The 15,924-nt window shown below is 53.8% G+C and carries 14 protein-coding genes; 7 read left to right on the forward strand and 7 right to left on the reverse strand.

The window, feature by feature from the left end; genetic code table 11:
- The 7 genes from ABLV08_RS09440 to leuL all read right to left on the reverse strand — a co-directional run bounded on the left by ABLV08_RS09440 (position 1) and on the right by leuL (position 8,140).
- A complete protein-coding gene (locus ABLV08_RS09440) occupies positions 1-864 on the reverse strand; it encodes a shikimate dehydrogenase (RefSeq protein ID WP_348855778.1) in 864 nt (287 codons plus the stop codon).
- Positions 865-875: 11 nt separating this feature from the next.
- A complete protein-coding gene (locus ABLV08_RS09445) occupies positions 876-2,909 on the reverse strand; it encodes an FAD-dependent oxidoreductase (RefSeq protein WP_116289592.1) in 2,034 nt (677 codons plus the stop codon).
- 369 nt (positions 2,910-3,278) lie between these two features.
- Complete coding sequence (leuD, locus tag ABLV08_RS09450; protein WP_015704393.1) at positions 3,279-3,884, reverse strand: 3-isopropylmalate dehydratase small subunit; 606 nt, start codon at positions 3,882-3,884, stop codon at positions 3,279-3,281.
- Positions 3,885-3,894: 10 nt separating this feature from the next.
- Entirely contained in the window at positions 3,895-5,295 is a 1,401-nt protein-coding gene (leuC, locus tag ABLV08_RS09455) for a 3-isopropylmalate dehydratase large subunit (protein WP_015368263.1), read from the reverse strand.
- Positions 5,296-5,297: 2 nt separating this feature from the next.
- Entirely contained in the window at positions 5,298-6,389 is a 1,092-nt protein-coding gene (leuB, locus tag ABLV08_RS09460) for a 3-isopropylmalate dehydrogenase (protein WP_015368262.1), read from the reverse strand.
- Entirely contained in the window at positions 6,389-7,960 is a 1,572-nt protein-coding gene (leuA, locus tag ABLV08_RS09465) for a 2-isopropylmalate synthase (RefSeq protein ID WP_015368261.1), read from the reverse strand. Before leuA ends, leuB begins: the two co-directional genes overlap by 1 nt.
- Before the next feature lie 93 nt (positions 7,961-8,053).
- A complete protein-coding gene (gene leuL / locus ABLV08_RS09470) occupies positions 8,054-8,140 on the reverse strand; it encodes a leu operon leader peptide (protein WP_020079614.1) in 87 nt (28 codons plus the stop codon).
- 603 nt (positions 8,141-8,743) lie between these two features.
- Between leuL and leuO the strand changes: the two genes are divergently transcribed.
- The 7 genes from leuO to ftsL all read left to right on the forward strand — a co-directional run bounded on the left by leuO (position 8,744) and on the right by ftsL (position 15,924).
- Positions 8,744-9,712, forward strand: coding sequence for a transcriptional regulator LeuO (gene leuO, locus ABLV08_RS09475; protein ID WP_015704394.1), 969 nt, complete (start codon positions 8,744-8,746; stop codon positions 9,710-9,712).
- A 389-nt stretch (positions 9,713-10,101) separates the two neighbouring features.
- On the forward strand, positions 10,102-11,826 hold the full coding sequence (ilvI, locus tag ABLV08_RS09480; RefSeq protein ID WP_032706640.1) for an acetolactate synthase 3 large subunit: 1,725 nt from the start codon (positions 10,102-10,104) through the stop codon (positions 11,824-11,826).
- Between the two features lie 2 nt (positions 11,827-11,828).
- Positions 11,829-12,320, forward strand: a complete 492-nt coding sequence (ilvN, locus tag ABLV08_RS09485) for an acetolactate synthase small subunit (RefSeq protein WP_015368257.1) — start codon at positions 11,829-11,831, stop codon at positions 12,318-12,320.
- Between the two features lie 197 nt (positions 12,321-12,517).
- Complete coding sequence (gene cra / locus ABLV08_RS09490; protein WP_015704397.1) at positions 12,518-13,522, forward strand: catabolite repressor/activator; 1,005 nt, start codon at positions 12,518-12,520, stop codon at positions 13,520-13,522.
- Positions 13,523-14,160: 638 nt separating this feature from the next.
- Positions 14,161-14,619: a division/cell wall cluster transcriptional repressor MraZ gene (gene mraZ / locus ABLV08_RS09495; protein ID WP_015368255.1), complete on the forward strand. Its 459-nt coding sequence runs from the start codon at positions 14,161-14,163 to the stop codon at positions 14,617-14,619.
- 1 nt (position 14,620) lies between these two features.
- Entirely contained in the window at positions 14,621-15,562 is a 942-nt protein-coding gene (rsmH, locus tag ABLV08_RS09500; protein ID WP_348855779.1) for a 16S rRNA (cytosine(1402)-N(4))-methyltransferase RsmH, read from the forward strand.
- A complete protein-coding gene (gene ftsL / locus ABLV08_RS09505; RefSeq protein WP_015704398.1) occupies positions 15,559-15,924 on the forward strand; it encodes a cell division protein FtsL in 366 nt (121 codons plus the stop codon). The genes rsmH and ftsL overlap by 4 nt, the downstream gene beginning before the upstream one ends.

Consider the following 15,924-nt stretch of genomic DNA (forward strand, 5'->3'; position numbering starts at 1 on the left):
TTAGAACAGAATGCTCTTGACGTATTCAACCGGCATCTCTTTGCCCGTCCAGATTTCGAACGCGCGCGCGCCTTGCCACAGCATCATTCCCAGGCCGTTGAGGGGCCGGCAGCCTTTTTTCTCCGCCACTTCCAGCAGATAGGTTTTACGCGGGTTATAGACGACGTCGGAGACAATCAGATCCGGGCGCAGGAAGCTGTCGTTTGGCAGCAGCATTTGGCCTTCGAAAGGCTTCATACCGACGCCGGTGGCGTTGGTGAGAATCACGCTGCTGTCGATTTCGGCGCGCAGCTTGGCATGATCGTCGAGATCGAAAAGGTGGATCTCGCAGTCGGTGTTATCGCGGATCTTGGCCACGGTCTGCTCGGCATTGGCGAAGAACTTGTCTTTGCGGTTGAAGATCGAGATGGCCTTCACGCCGTCGAGCGCGGCCTGTACGCTGATGGCGGTAGCCGCGCCGCCTGCGCCGAGGATGGTCATCTTTTTGCCGATGATATCGATACCAGCCTCCGACAGCGCGCGCATATAGCCGGTGCCGTCGGTAATGTGGCCGGTTAACACGCCATTATCGTTGACCACGGTATTGACCGCGCCGACCAGCTGCGCCGCCGGCGAGAGCTTATCGAGATACTGGCAAATTTCGGTTTTATTCGGCATTGAGACGTTGTAACCGCGCAGCTTCAGCGCGCGGAAACCCTGCACGACATCTTTTAGCTCCTGGTTATCGACTTCGAACGCCAGGTAGGCGTAATCCAGGCCAAGATGGGCAAAGGCTTCGTTGTGCATGGTCGGCGACATGCTATGACGAATCGGGGTAGCGATTAAGCCAATCAGTTCGGTATGACCGGTAAGACGTTCTGCCATGATAAATATCCTCAATATGTTAAAAATGGAATCTGTTGCGCTTCGCGATTGCCGAGTACGCCCATGTCTTCGAGTATCTCCAGCACGTTGCGGCCTTCGCGCACGCCGTCGATAATTCGCCGGGCCGACAGGCTGTCGCCGATATTCATGATTTTTACGTTGTTGGCGGCGGCCCACTGGGCGATGTCGTCGAGACCAGCACGGTTGGCGCGCATTCCCAGGCAGACAAAGCCGTAGTCGAAGGGAATATCGAACGTGCCGCTGGCGGTACTCACGGTGAAATGGTCTGGCGCTACGGCGGTTAATCGGGTCCGCATGTGTTGTTCCACCTGGTGTTCTTCCAGCATGGTCAACATCGCGTTTTTGGTAATAATGTCGAGGTCCTGTCCCGGCGCGTCTTGCATTTCAATTAGCACCGTCTCAGCGCCGCGCGCGGAGAAGTATTCAATGACGTCCAGGCCGACGGCGCCGCCGCCAACCACCACGATGCGTTTACCTGCGGCATCGGCAAAGGTGTCCAGATTGTTTATCATTCCGGTTATCGAGAACAGGCGACCACCTTCGGCGTCAATGTTCTCGCGCAGGCCGTCGATAGGTGGCAGCAGAGGAACCGAGCCGGTGGCATTGACGATGAGCTGTGGATGCAGCGCGGCGACTGAAGCGACATCGGCGCGTTTACCGACCTGCAGCATCAGATTGCTTAGCCCGGAAAGGCGGTTTTTCATAAACTGCGGGAAATCAGCGATCCGTTTTTTCTCCGGCAGCAGCGCAATGGTGCTGGCCAGGCCGCCGACGTGGCTTTTCTCTTCCAGCAGCCAGGTGTTGCAGCCGACTTCCGCGGCGGTACAGGCGGCTTCCATTCCGGCCGTGCCGGCGCCGATCACTACGACGTTGGTTTCTCGTGAGACACGCTGCTGCTTGTAAGCGTCGCCGTGGATAATGTCCGGATTGATCGAGCAGCGCAGCGGGCGAGAGCGGGCGATACGGTGATCCGCACAGCCGATATTGCAGGAGATGCATTTGCGCATCAGACGCTCATTGCCGCTTTGTACTTTCTGCACCCATTCTGGCTCGGCAATCAACCCACGACCAATGGCGATCAGATCGGCATCGCCGGTAGCGAGGATATCTTCGGCGATTTTTGGCGAACGAATGTTGCCGGCGATGACCGTCGGCTTATGGAATTTGTCGCGTACCGCGCGAGAGAGGTAGCGCTTCCAGCCGTCTTCCAGCGACATCTGGTCGATTTGCAGGTTCAGGTTATCGTTCTGCGCGGCAGAGACGTTAATGATGTCGACTTTGTCCTGGCACAGTTCGAGGATGCGCAGCGAATCTTCCAGCGTGTTGCCGCCCTTTAAGAAATCGTCGGCGCTGATGCGCAGGCTGATTGGGAAACGCGGCCCGACGCAGGCGCGAACCTTATCGATAATCAGGCTTAATATGCGGGTGCGGTTTTCGATACTGCCGCCAAATTCGTCGGTACGTTTATTAAATAACGGTGACAAAAACTGGCTAATTAAATAGGAATGGCCGCCATGAATTTCTACACAGTCAAATCCGGCGCGGCGCACGCGCTCCGCGGCGTCGCCGAATTTGTCCACCGCGTGATAAATTTCCTCATGGGTCATTGGCCGCGGAATATTACCGTGCTTTTTCGACGGCGTGCTGGAAGCGGATAACGGCGTCTGCCCATTCAGGCGATAAGCATAAGCCGAAGCTCCCGCGTGGTTCAGCTGAATCGCTACGCAAGCGCCGTGTTTATGAAGGGTTTCGGTTAATTTAAACAGGCGTGGGATATATTGATCGTTATCGATGCGTAACTGCGTTGTACCATTGGAGGCGAAGGGAAAATCGATGCAGATATTTTCCACAGTAATGAGCCCGGTGCCGCCTTTCGCCCGCAGCTCGTAGTATTCAAGCTGTTCCTGCGAGACCTCGCCGTTGAGGGTAGCCATATTGGTGCCCATCGGCGGCATAATAATACGGTTTTTTATGGTCATCCCGTTGATGGTCAGCGGGCTGAATAGGTGAGGGTAGTGGCTCATTTAGGCTCTCCACAAGAACGCCCGGCGGCCCACGAGGTGATGTAGGCGGCGTGGCGTATCTAAAGTTAATATTTCTCTGTCTGGAAAGATAACGAGCCGGGGAGGGGAAAAATAATGCTTTTTTTTGCGCTGAGCTATAGGGGTTTTCTATGGAGTTAACCGTTAATTCACATATTACTCGGTTTGTTTTAAATACTTCCGCAGATTATTTACTTGTCATTGTGGATATATACAAAAATAGCCCACTAACGCCAGTATAAATGCACGATGAGGGATGGGAAGGATAAAATTATCTATTAATTATACGTATTAATATGCGCCTGAGAGGGGCAAAAAGAGAAAGCCCGGCTTGTTCACCGGGCTTGAAGATTAGTTCATAAAGGCGGGCTGTTGGCGTTCGTAGGCGGAAATCGCCTCTTCATGCTGCAGCGTCAGGCCGATGCTATCCAGGCCGTTGAGCATACAGTGGCGGCGGAAGTCGTCGATTTTAAAGCTGTAGGTTTTATCCCCGGCTTTAACCACCTGCGCTTCAAGGTCTACTTCAAAGCTGATGCCCGGGTTCGCCTGTACCAGCTTGAACAGCTCGTCCACCTGCTCATCGCTGAGCGTCACCGGCAGCAGTTGGTTATTAAAGCTGTTGCCGTAAAAGATATCGGCAAAGCTTGGCGCAATCACCACTTTGAAACCGTAATCGGTCAACGCCCACGGCGCGTGCTCGCGCGAGGAGCCGCAGCCGAAGTTTTCACGCGCCAGCAGGATAGACGCCCCTTTATATTGCGGGAAGTTCAGCACGAACTCCGGGTTCGGTTGCTGCCCCTGATCGTCGAGGAAACGCCAGTCGTTAAACAGGTGCGCGCCAAAGCCGGTACGCGTCACTTTCTGCAGGAACTGCTTTGGAATGATCGCATCGGTATCGACGTTTGCGGCATCCAGCGGAACCACCAGGCCAGTATGTTGGGTAAATTTCTCTGCCATGATGGTCTCCTTATTTCAAGTTACGGATATCGGCGAAATGGCCGGTAACCGCTGCTGCCGCGGCCATCGCCGGGCTGACTAAATGGGTGCGTCCGCCGCGGCCTTGACGGCCTTCAAAGTTACGGTTGCTGGTAGAGGCGCAACGTTCGCCGGGATTCAGGCGGTCGTTGTTCATCGCCAGGCACATGGAGCAGCCCGGTAAGCGCCACTCAAAACCGGCGTCGATGAAAATCTTATCCAAACCTTCGGCTTCCGCCTGCGCTTTCACCGGGCCGGAGCCGGGGACGACCAGTGCCTGTACGCCCGGCGCCACTTTACGTCCTTTGGCGATTTCCGCCGCCGCGCGTAAATCTTCGATTCGCGAGTTAGTACAGGAACCGATAAAGACTTTGTCGATCGCGACCTCGGTCAACGGTACGCCAGATTTCAGACCCATATAGGCCAGCGCTTTTTCGGCGCTGGCGCGCTCGACCGGATCGCTGAACGACGCCGGATCCGGGATAATATCGGTAACCGAGATGACCTGGCCTGGATTGGTGCCCCAGGTGACCTGCGGCGCAATCTCTTCCGCCTGCAGCGTCACCACGGTATCGAAGGTGGCGTCATCATCGGTTTTCAGCGTTTTCCAGTATTCCACCGCGTCGGCGAAATCCTGGCCCTTCGGCGCGTGCAGGCGGCCCTGCACGTAATTGAATGTCGTCTCGTCAGGCGCGACCAGACCCGCTTTGGCGCCCATTTCGATTGCCATATTGCACAGAGTCATACGGCCTTCCATGCTCAGATCGCGAATGGCTTCGCCGCAGAATTCGACGACATGGCCGGTACCGCCGGCGCTACCGGTTTTACCAATGATTGCCAGCACAATGTCTTTCGCGGTAATGCCCGGCGCCGCTTTGCCACGGACTTCGATTTTCATGGTCTTCGCGCGCCCCTGTTTCAGGGTCTGAGTCGCCAGCACATGTTCAACTTCAGAGGTGCCGATACCGAATGCCAGCGCGCCGAATGCGCCATGGGTCGCGGTATGGGAATCGCCGCACACGATGGTCATCCCCGGCAGGGTGACGCCCTGTTCCGGGCCCATCACGTGTACGATGCCCTGGAACGGGTGATTTAAGTCATACAGCTCAACGCCAAATTCTTTGCAGTTCTTAATCAGTTCCTGCATCTGGATGCGGGCCATTTCGCCGGAGGCGTTGATATCTTTGGTCTGCGTCGAGACGTTGTGATCCATGGTGGCGAATGTTTTACCCGGCTGACGCACCTGGCGGCCATGGGCGCGCAGCCCGTCAAACGCCTGCGGAGAGGTGACTTCGTGCACCAGATGGCGGTCGATATACAGCAGCGGGGTTTCGTTCTGCGCTTCGTACACCACGTGCGCATCAAATAATTTCTCGTATAACGTCTTCGCCATGATTACACCCCTTCCGCGACATAGCGGGCAATGATATCGCCCATTTCATCTGTACTGACCGCCGCCGTACCGCGCGCTAAGTCGCCGGTACGAATGCCTTCTTCTAATGCGCGGTTGATAGCGCGTTCAATGGCGCTCGCCGCGTCGCCCGCATCCAGGCTGTAGCGCAGCAGCAGCGCCAGCGACAGGATTTGTGCAATCGGGTTGGCGATATTTTTGCCCGCGATGTCCGGCGCCGAGCCGCCCGCTGGTTCATACAGGCCAAAACCTTGCTCGTTGAGGCTGGCGGACGGCAACATGCCCATAGAGCCGGTGATCATCGCGCACTCGTCGGACAGGATGTCGCCAAACAGGTTGGAGCACAGCAGTACATCGAACTGCGACGGATCTTTAATAAGCTGCATGGTGGCATTATCGATATACATATGCGCCAGTTCGACGTCCGGATACTCTTTGCCAATCTCGTTGACGATTTCGCGCCACAGGATAGAAGACTGCAGGACGTTGGCTTTATCGATTGACGTCACTTTATGGCGACGCTTGCGCGCCGATTCAAAGGCAATACGCGCGATGCGCTCAATTTCAAAGCGATGGTATACCTCGGTATCGAAGGCTTTTTCGTGCTGGCCGCTGCCTTCACGACCTTTCGGCTGACCGAAGTAGATGCCGCCGGTCAGTTCGCGCACGCACAGAATGTCGAAGCCATTGGCGGCGATATCGGCGCGCAGCGGGCAGAATGCTTCCAGCCCCTGATACAGTTTAGCCGGGCGCAGGTTGCTGAATAATTTGAAGTGTTTACGCAGCGGCAGCAGCGCGCCGCGCTCCGGCTGTTCGGCCGGCGGCAGATGTTCCCACTTCGGCCCGCCGACGGATCCGAACAGAATCGCGTCAGCCTGCTCGCAGCCATCAACGGTGGCTTGCGGCAGCGGCATGCCCTGACGGTCGATGGCGATGCCGCCCACGTCGTACTGGCTGGTGGTGATACGCATTGAAAAACGGTTACGAACGGCTTCCAGTACTTTCATCGCCTGGTTCATCACTTCCGGGCCAATTCCATCACCCGGCAAAACGGCAATATGATAATTCTTCGACATTACACGGTTTCCTTGTTGTTCTCTTTATTCTGAGCCTGGCGTTGCAATTCTTTTTCGACTTCGGCGGCGCGCCAGATGTTGTTAAGCACATGTACCATCGCTTTTGCTGAAGATTCGACGATATCGGTCGCCAGGCCGACGCCGTGGAAGCGGCGACCGTTGTATTCCACGACAATATCCACCTGACCCAGCGCATCTTTGCCGTGGCCTTTGGCGCTTAAGCCATACTTCACTAAGTCGATGTTGTAGTCTGTCACACGGTTAATTGCCTGGTAGATAGCGTCAACCGGGCCGTTGCCGTTGGCGGCTTCGGTTTTGATGTCATCACCGCAGGCCAGCTTGATAGAGGCGGTAGCGATATCGCTGGAGCCAGACTGGACGCTGAAGTAGTCCAGACGGAAATGCTCTGGCTCTTCCTGCTGTTTATTGATAAATGCCAGCGCTTCCAGGTCGTAGTCGAAGACCTGGCCTTTTTTATCCGCCAGCTTCAGGAACGCGTCATACAGATGATCCAGGTTGTAGTCGCTCTCTTTGTAGCCCATCTCTTCCATACGGTGTTTCACCGCCGCGCGACCGGAGCGTGAAGTCAGGTTCAGCTGTACCTGGTTCAGGCCGATGGATTCCGGGGTCATGATTTCGTAGTTTTCGCGGTTCTTCAGCACGCCATCCTGATGAATACCGGAAGAGTGGGCGAAGGCGCCGGTACCGACGATAGCTTTGTTAGCCGGGATCGGCATATTGCAGATTTGGCTGACGGTCTGGCTGGTACGCCAGATTTCATGGTGATTGATGTTGGTGTGCACGTTCATGATGTCTTTGCGCACCTTGATCGCCATGATGACTTCTTCCAGCGCGCAGTTACCGGCGCGTTCGCCGATACCGTTCATCGCGCCTTCTACCTGACGAGCGCCAGCGTGGACGGCGGCGAGGGCGTTGCCGACGGCGATACCTAAATCATCATGGGTGTGGACTGAAATAATTGCTTTATCAATGTTTGGTACGCGTTCATACAGGCCGCTGATGATGTTGGCGTATTCGAATGGCATGGTGTAGCCGACGGTATCCGGGATATTAATGGTCGTGGCGCCGGCGCGGATAGCCGCTTCAACGACGCGAGCCAGATCGTCGATCGGCGTACGGCCTGCGTCTTCACAGGAGAATTCCACGTCGTCGGTATAGTTACGCGCACGTTTCACCATATAAATAGCGCGTTCGATGACTTCATCCAGCGTGCTGCGCAGCTTGGTGGCGATATGCATCGGAGACGTGGCGATGAAGGTGTGGATGCGGAACGCTTCCGCCACTTTTAAGGATTCCGCCGCCACGTCGATATCTTTCTCAACGCAGCGCGCCAGAGCGCAAACGCGGCTATTTTTGATGGTGCGAGCGATGGTCTGTACCGATTCAAAATCGCCCGGGGAAGAAACCGGGAAACCGACTTCCATTACATCGACGCCCATACGTTCGAGGGCCATGGCGATCTGCAGCTTCTCTTTCACGCTCAGGCTGGCCTGTAACGCTTGTTCCCCATCACGTAAGGTCGTATCGAAAATAATGACTTGCTGGCTCATGGTTGAGATCCTTAATCTGTTGCCTGGCGCCTTGCTTCGAGCATAAAAAAACCCGCGCAATGGCGCGGGTTTAGTGTCTTGCTGGAAGATGACTTAACGCTGAACGTCGCCCAACAGCCTACCGCGCACAATGGATGCGTTTAGTAGTAGTAGGCTGGTGAAGCGAGTGGTGCGAATCATGCGTCATACTCCAGTTGAAATCGATATGCTTTTAGAGTTACTGGATAGCGGTTTTGATGTCAACCCCAGGCAAGATAAAAACTGTTTTTAACCCGTCATATGAATTAGCTAATTGTGCTGGATTATCCCTCATTTCGCCGACGATCCTATTTGAGACATTCATCGACTGCTGGAAAAATAAAACAATTAGAAAAAATAATTTTCCTTCAAGGACTCAATGTCAATGGGGGATGCCTGGTTGATAAGGTAATGAAACATAAAGTGTTATATGCCTTTTACCTTTATGCGCTGCCGCATTGAGTCGTTCGAAAGGATAACGAAGTGTTAATTTTAATCAGGTAAAAAATAGATAGTTAATTAATACTTAAATTGCAATTAACTATTGGTGGTGTTGTTTATTCCTGTGATCTATGGGTACACTTTATATCATCAAGTAAATGATATGTTTTAGGCGGGTTCCGGTGATATCCAGTGAGGTTTTTCGTCGCTACTCATAACCTTGATATATTCCTAAAATTCCATTTTGCCCTTTTGCAGATTTAATATGCATGATAAATGATATTGTCTTAATTAATTACTGCACTTTGGTAAAAGGAATTTAGCGTGACGGTGGAGTTAGATATGTTAATTGAAAATACTGAATATAAATCAGCCCCGGGACAGGAAGTCGTCAAACCACAACTGCGGATGGTGGATCTCAACCTGCTGACCGTCTTTGATGCGGTGATGCAGGAACAAAATATTACCCGTGCGGCCCACACTCTCGGCATGTCCCAACCGGCGGTGAGTAACGCGGTATCTCGTCTCAAGGTGATGTTTAATGATGAACTGTTTGTTCGCTATGGGCGTGGCATTCAGCCAACGGCGCGGGCCTATCAGCTGTTCGGCTCAGTACGCCAGGCATTGCAACTGGTGCAAAATGAGTTGCCGGGTTCCGGTTTTGAACCGCTGAGCAGTGAGCGCGTATTTAACCTCTGCGTTTGTAGCCCATTGGATAATTACTTAACCTCGCTAATATTTAATAAAGTTGGTGAAATCGCGCCAAATATTCATCTGGTCTTTAAATCAGCGCTACATCAAAACACCGAACATCAGCTGCGTTATCAGGAAATTGAATTCGTTATCGGTTATGAAGAGTTCCGTCGCCCGGAGTTTGCCTGCATACCTTTATTCAAAGATGAAATGGTTCTGGTGGCCAACCGTAAACATCCGCGTATTTCCGGGCCGCTAACGGAAGCGGATATTTATCAGGAAGAGCACGCGGTCGTCGCATTGGATCGTTATGCTTCATTTAGCCAGCCGTGGTATGACTCCGTGGATAAACAATCCTGTATTGCTTATCAGGGTAATGCCATGGTTAGCGTATTAAACGTGGTGTCGCAAACCCACATGGTGGCAATAGCGCCACGTTGGTTGGCCAATGAATTTGCTGATAAATTAGATTTGCAGATCTTACCGTTGCCGCTGAAGGTCAACAGCCGCACCTGCTTCCTCTCCTGGCACGAAGCGGCCGGTCGCGATAAAGGCCATCAATGGATGGAAGAGTTATTGGCGAATATCTGTCAGCGCTAATCGACGTTATCGACCAACGGCGGCGAAAGCGCCAGCTTATCTGAGTAAACATTAAAAAAGCAGAATATTATTCTGTTTATCACCGCGGGTTCTCGCAACCCGACGGTGAAAAATGGATGATTTTCTGCCATAAGCCGTTTCTCCCGAGTATTGGCTATCTCATTTTGTTATTCCTGAAGCAATCCTCCATATATTTCTCCAGATGCTTTCTTTTCTACTTTTAAGAGGCGCGCTATACGCTCTCAGGCGAATTGCCTGCCTGTTGGCGAGCAGTTATGTTAATGCACAGCAAGTCGTTCACCTCAATGCGCTGTCTTGACGGCGCATCATACGACGCGTGCGGAAAATGACTTCCGCCGTCGTGAAAACAATAAGCCTGGAGGCAAACCATGGAGATGTTGTCAGGAGCCGAGATGGTCGTCCAATCGCTTGTCGATCAGGGCGTCAAGCAAGTATTCGGCTATCCCGGAGGCGCGGTCCTCGATATCTATGATGCATTACATACCCTCGGCGGCATTGACCATGTGCTGGTCCGCCATGAGCAGGCGGCGGTGCATATGGCCGACGGACTGGCGCGCGCAACCGGCGAAGTCGGGGTGGTGCTGGTGACCTCCGGCCCGGGAGCGACTAACGCTATTACCGGTATCGCCACGGCTTACATGGATTCTATTCCACTGGTCATTCTTTCCGGGCAGGTCGCCACCTCGCTGATTGGCTACGATGCCTTCCAGGAGTGCGATATGGTCGGTATCTCGCGCCCGGTGGTTAAACACAGCTTCCTGGTGAAACAGACTGAAGATATCCCCGGGATTTTAAAGAAAGCCTTCTGGCTGGCGGCCAGCGGCCGACCGGGGCCGGTAGTGGTCGATTTGCCGAAGGATATTCTCAATCCGGCGAAAAAGCTGCCTTATGTTTGGCCGGATGCGGTCAGCATGCGTTCCTATAACCCGACAACCAGCGGTCATAAAGGGCAGATCAAACGTGCGTTGCAAACGCTGGTGGCGGCGAAAAAACCGGTCGTATACGTTGGCGGCGGGGCAATCAATTCGCAGTGTGAAGCACAGCTGCGTACCTTGGTCGAAAAGCTGAAGCTACCGGTGGTCTCTTCATTAATGGGCTTAGGCGCTTTTCCGGCGACTCATCAGCAGGCGCTTGGCATGCTGGGGATGCATGGCACCTATGAAGCCAACATGACCATGCATCATTCCGACGTTATTTTTGCAGTCGGCGTCCGCTTTGACGATCGTACCACCAACAATTTGGCTAAGTATTGCCCGAACGCCACGGTGCTGCATATTGATATCGATCCCACGTCGATCTCCAAGACCGTCCCGGCAGATGTGCCGATCGTCGGCGACGCGCGCCAGGTACTTGACCAGATGTTTGATCTGCTTGAGCAGGAAGAGAGCCAGCAACCGCTGGATGAGATCCGCGACTGGTGGCAGCAGATCGAACAGTGGCGTTCCCGTCACTGCCTGCAATACGACACGCAAAGCGGCAAGATCAAACCGCAGGCGGTGATTGAGGCTATCTGGCGCCTGACCAATGGTGATGCTTACGTGACTTCCGACGTTGGACAGCATCAGATGTTCGCCGCGCTCTATTATCCATTCGATAAACCACGGCGTTGGATTAACTCCGGCGGCCTCGGCACGATGGGCTTTGGCCTGCCAGCGGCGCTGGGCGTGAAGATGGCGCTACCGCAAGAAACCGTTATCTGCGTGACCGGCGATGGCAGCATCCAGATGAACATTCAGGAGCTTTCCACCGCCCTGCAGTATGAACTGCCGGTGCTGGTGCTGAACCTGAATAACCGCTACCTCGGAATGGTAAAGCAGTGGCAGGATATGCTCTATTCTGGCCGCCATTCGCAGTCCTATATGGAATCGCTGCCGGACTTCGTTCGCGTCGCCGAGGCTTATGGCCACGTTGGTATTCGTATCAGCGAGCCGCAAGAGCTGGAAGCGAAGCTGGCGGAAGCCCTGGAGCAGGTGCGTAATAATCGTCTGGTGTTCGTTGATGTTACGGTTGATGGTAGCGAGCATGTTTATCCCATGCAGATCCGCGGCGGCGGCATGGACGAAATGTGGTTGAGCAAAACGGAGAGAACCTGATTATGCGCCGGATATTATCTGTATTACTGGAGAACGAATCGGGAGCGTTATCCCGGGTGATCGGCCTCTTTTCGCAGCGCGGCTACAATATTGAAAGCCTGACGGTAGCGCCAACCGACGATCCGACGTTGTCCCGCATGACCATCCAGACGGTGGGCGACGAAAAAGCCATTGAGCAGATTGAAAAGCAATTACATAAGCTGGTGGACGTGCTGCGGGTCAGCGAACTGGGTCAGGGCTCCCACGTCGAACGTGAAATCATGCTGGTGAAAGTGCAAGCCAGCGGTTATGGCCGCGAAGAGGTGAAACGCAACACCGAGATCTTCCGCGGGCAGATCATTGACGTCACGCCATCTATTTATACCGTGCAGTTGGCCGGAACCAGCGATAAGCTGGATGCGTTCCTGGCTTCTTTACGCGATGTCGCGCGCATTGTTGAAGTGGCGCGATCCGGAGTAGTCGGCCTGTCGCGCGGCGATAAAATCATGCGCTAACCCCTGACAAACTGACGTAAAAACAGCCCGACACGAACTGTCGGGTTATTTTTTTGCGAATTCCGTAGGAACTGTGGACGAAAGCGGTTGCCGCGCTATCTATTCTGCGTTTAGATGTTATAAAAATGGAACTCTATACTCTAATGAGTATGTCTATTTAATGGTTGTTTTTTGTACTTCTTACCCAAGGGGCAATTGTGAAACTGGATGAAATCGCCCGGCTGGCCGGTGTTTCAAGAACCACCGCGAGCTATGTGATTAATGGCAAAGCGAAGCAGTATCGCGTCAGCGATAAAACGGTCGAGAAGGTGATGGCGGTGGTGCGCGAGCACAACTACCACCCGAATGCGGTCGCTGCTGGCCTGCGCGCAGGACGCACGCGTTCAATCGGTCTGGTGATCCCGGATCTCGAAAATACCAGTTATACCCGTATTGCGAACTATCTGGAGCGCCAGGCGCGTCAGCGCGGCTACCAGTTGCTGATCGCCTGCTCGGAAGATCAGCCGGATAACGAAATGCGCTGTATTGAGCATCTGCTGCAGCGTCAGGTGGATGCAATTATCGTTTCGACCTCGCTGCCGCCGGAGCACCCGTTCTATCAGCGCTGGGCGAACGATCCTTTCCCGATTGTCGCGCTCGACCGCGCGCTCGATCGTGAACACTTTACCAGCGTCGTCGGCGCCGATCAGGACGACGCCGAGATGCTTGCCGCCGAGCTGCGCAAATTCCCCGGTGACCGAGTGCTCTATCTGGGAGCGCTGCCGGAGCTGTCGGTGAGCTTCCTGCGTGAGCAGGGTTTCCGTTCAGCCTGGAAAGACGACCCGCGCGAGGTGAACTTCCTCTATGCCAACAGCTATGAACGCGAAGCCGCGGCCCAGCTGTTTGAACGGTGGCTGGAAACGCATCCGATGCCGCAACTGCTGTTCACCACCTCTTTCCCGCTGCTGCAGGGCGTCATGGATGTCACGCTGCGCCGTGAGGGCAAACTGCCATCTGAGCTGGCCATCGCCACCTTCGGTGATAACGAACTGCTCGACTTCCTGCAGTGCCCGGTGCTGGCGGTCGCGCAGCGTCATCGCGACGTTGCCGAGCGCGTTTTAGAGATTGTACTGGCAAGCCTGGATGAACCACGTAAGCCGAAACCGGGCTTAAGTCGTATTCGTCGTAACCTCTATCATCGCGGAAGTCTGAATCGTCGCTGATTCATTTGCGAAAAAAGGTTAAGATTCTTCGTAGGTTATTCGCCAGATGGATCAGCATCTGGCGATATTCCATACAATTTACGTAGAGATTCGTAAATCTATTCGCTTTCAGACAAATCCCTAAACTTCTTTACGCCTTATTTTGTTTTATTCTGGAGCAGGCTTTTTTTGTATCCAAATGGTGCAAGAAAAAGCGCAGCGGCATTAATTTGAATTGTTTTGTTACATTCTTCGTAATAATTGCTGAATTAACAATCGCTTTATCCCACCTTCACCGCCTCTGAGAGCGTCAGGCCGCGGCACAAGTGCTTCTCCGTCCACAACAGGCACTGTTAACGGACATCAGAATGACCTAAAATGCCGCTCGCGTCGCAAACTGACACTTTATATTTTCCCGCTGAAGATATTTTGTCGTTTTTAACTGTTACGGGTTTGTTGGTTATTTTCTTACACGTATTCATAACGTTAATTTGCCTCGTTTGTTGGTGATTTATTCATCAGGGCTAATATCGGCTGTAAATAATGGGTTTTTGCGCTCCGTTGGCATTAGTGCTGGCTTGACAAGCTTTTCCTCCGCTCCGTAAACTCCTTTAGGTGGGAATTTGTGGGGTAAAGTGGCGAAAAGGGGTGAGGCTGGCATGTTCCGTGGAGCAACGTTAGTCAATCTCGACAGTAAAGGCCGTTTGGCCGTACCGACGCGCTACCGCGACGGGCTGATCGAGGATGCTTCTGGTCAAATGGTATGCACCATTGACATTCATCACCCGTGCCTGCTGCTTTATCCTTTGCCTGAATGGGAAATCATCGAGCAAAAATTGTCGCGTTTGTCGAGCATGAATCCCGTTGAGCGGCGCGTACAGCGCCTGCTTTTGGGGCATGCCAGCGAATGTCAGATGGATAGCGCCGGACGATTGCTAATCGCGCCGGTGCTGCGGCAACATGCCGGGCTGACAAAAGAAGTGATGCTGGTCGGACAGTTTAATAAATTTGAACTGTGGGATGAAACGACCTGGTATCAACGGGTCAAGGAAGATATCGACGCTGAGCAGTCCGCTACCGGTGAACTGTCGGAGCGCCTGCAGGATTTGTCTTTATAAAATGATGGAAAATTTTAAACATACTACGGTACTTCTGGATGAAGCCGTTAACGGCCTGAAAATTCGTCCAAATGGTATCTACATTGATGGAACCTTTGGCCGCGGTGGTCACTCGCGTCTGATCCTCTCCCAACTGGGGGCGGAAGGGCGCCTGCTGGCAATCGATCGCGACCCGACGGCTATTGCCGTTGCGCAAACCATCGATGACCCACGCTTTTCCATCGTACATGGTCCTTTCTCGCAGCTGGCTGACTACGTCGCCGAGCGCAATCTTACCGGCAAGATCGACGGTATTCTTCTCGACCTTGGCGTTTCTTCACCGCAGTTGGACGACGCGGAACGCGGGTTCTCCTTTATGCGCGATGGTCCGCTGGACATGCGCATGGATCCGACTCGCGGTCAGTCCGCCGCCGAATGGTTACAGACCGCCGAAGAAGCCGACATCGCCTGGGTAATCAAAACCTTTGGCGAGGAGCGTTTCGGTAAACGTATCGCGCGCGCGATCGTTGAGCGTAACCGCATTGAGCCGATGACCCGTACCAAAGAGCTGGCGGAAGTTATCACGGCGGCAACGCCGGTGAAAGATAAGCACAAACATCCCGCGACCCGTACCTTCCAGGCGGTGCGCATTTGGGTGAACAGTGAACTGGAGGAGATAGAGCAGGCGCTAAAAAGCTCGCTCGGCGTGCTGGCCCCCGGCGGTCGGCTGTCGATTATCAGTTTCCATTCGCTGGAAGACCGCATTGTGAAGCGCTTTATGCGTGAGCAAAGCCGCGGTCCGCAGGTTCCAGCAGGGATCCCGATGACTGAAGAGCAGCTCAGGAAACTGGGCGGCCGTCAGTTGCGAGCACTAGGCAAGTTGATGCCGGGCGAAGAAGAGGTGGCAGAGAATCCACGCGCCCGTAGTTCAGTGCTGCGTATCGCAGAGAGGACGAACGCATGATCGGCAGAGTGACAGTAGCCTTAAGCAAAGTTAAAGGATCGTTAGGAAGCAACGAGCGCCATGCCTTGCCTGGCGTTATCGGGGACGATCTTCTGCGGTTTGGGAAGCTGCCACTCTGCCTGTTCATTTGCATCATCATAACGGCAGTGACCGTGGTGACGACGGCGCACCATACCCGTCTGTTAACCGCGCAGCGTGAACAATTGGTTCTGGAGCGTGACGCTCTGGATATTGAATGGCGCAACCTGATCCTCGAAGAGAATGCCCTTGGCGATCACAGTCGGGTTGAGCGGATCGCGACAGAGAAGTTGCAGATGCAACACGTTGATCCATCACAAGAAAATATAGTGGTACAGAAATAA

The sequence above is a fragment of the Klebsiella sp. CN_Kp088 genome (genome assembly GCF_040064335.1).
GTDB classification, from domain to species: domain Bacteria; phylum Pseudomonadota; class Gammaproteobacteria; order Enterobacterales; family Enterobacteriaceae; genus Klebsiella; species Klebsiella aerogenes.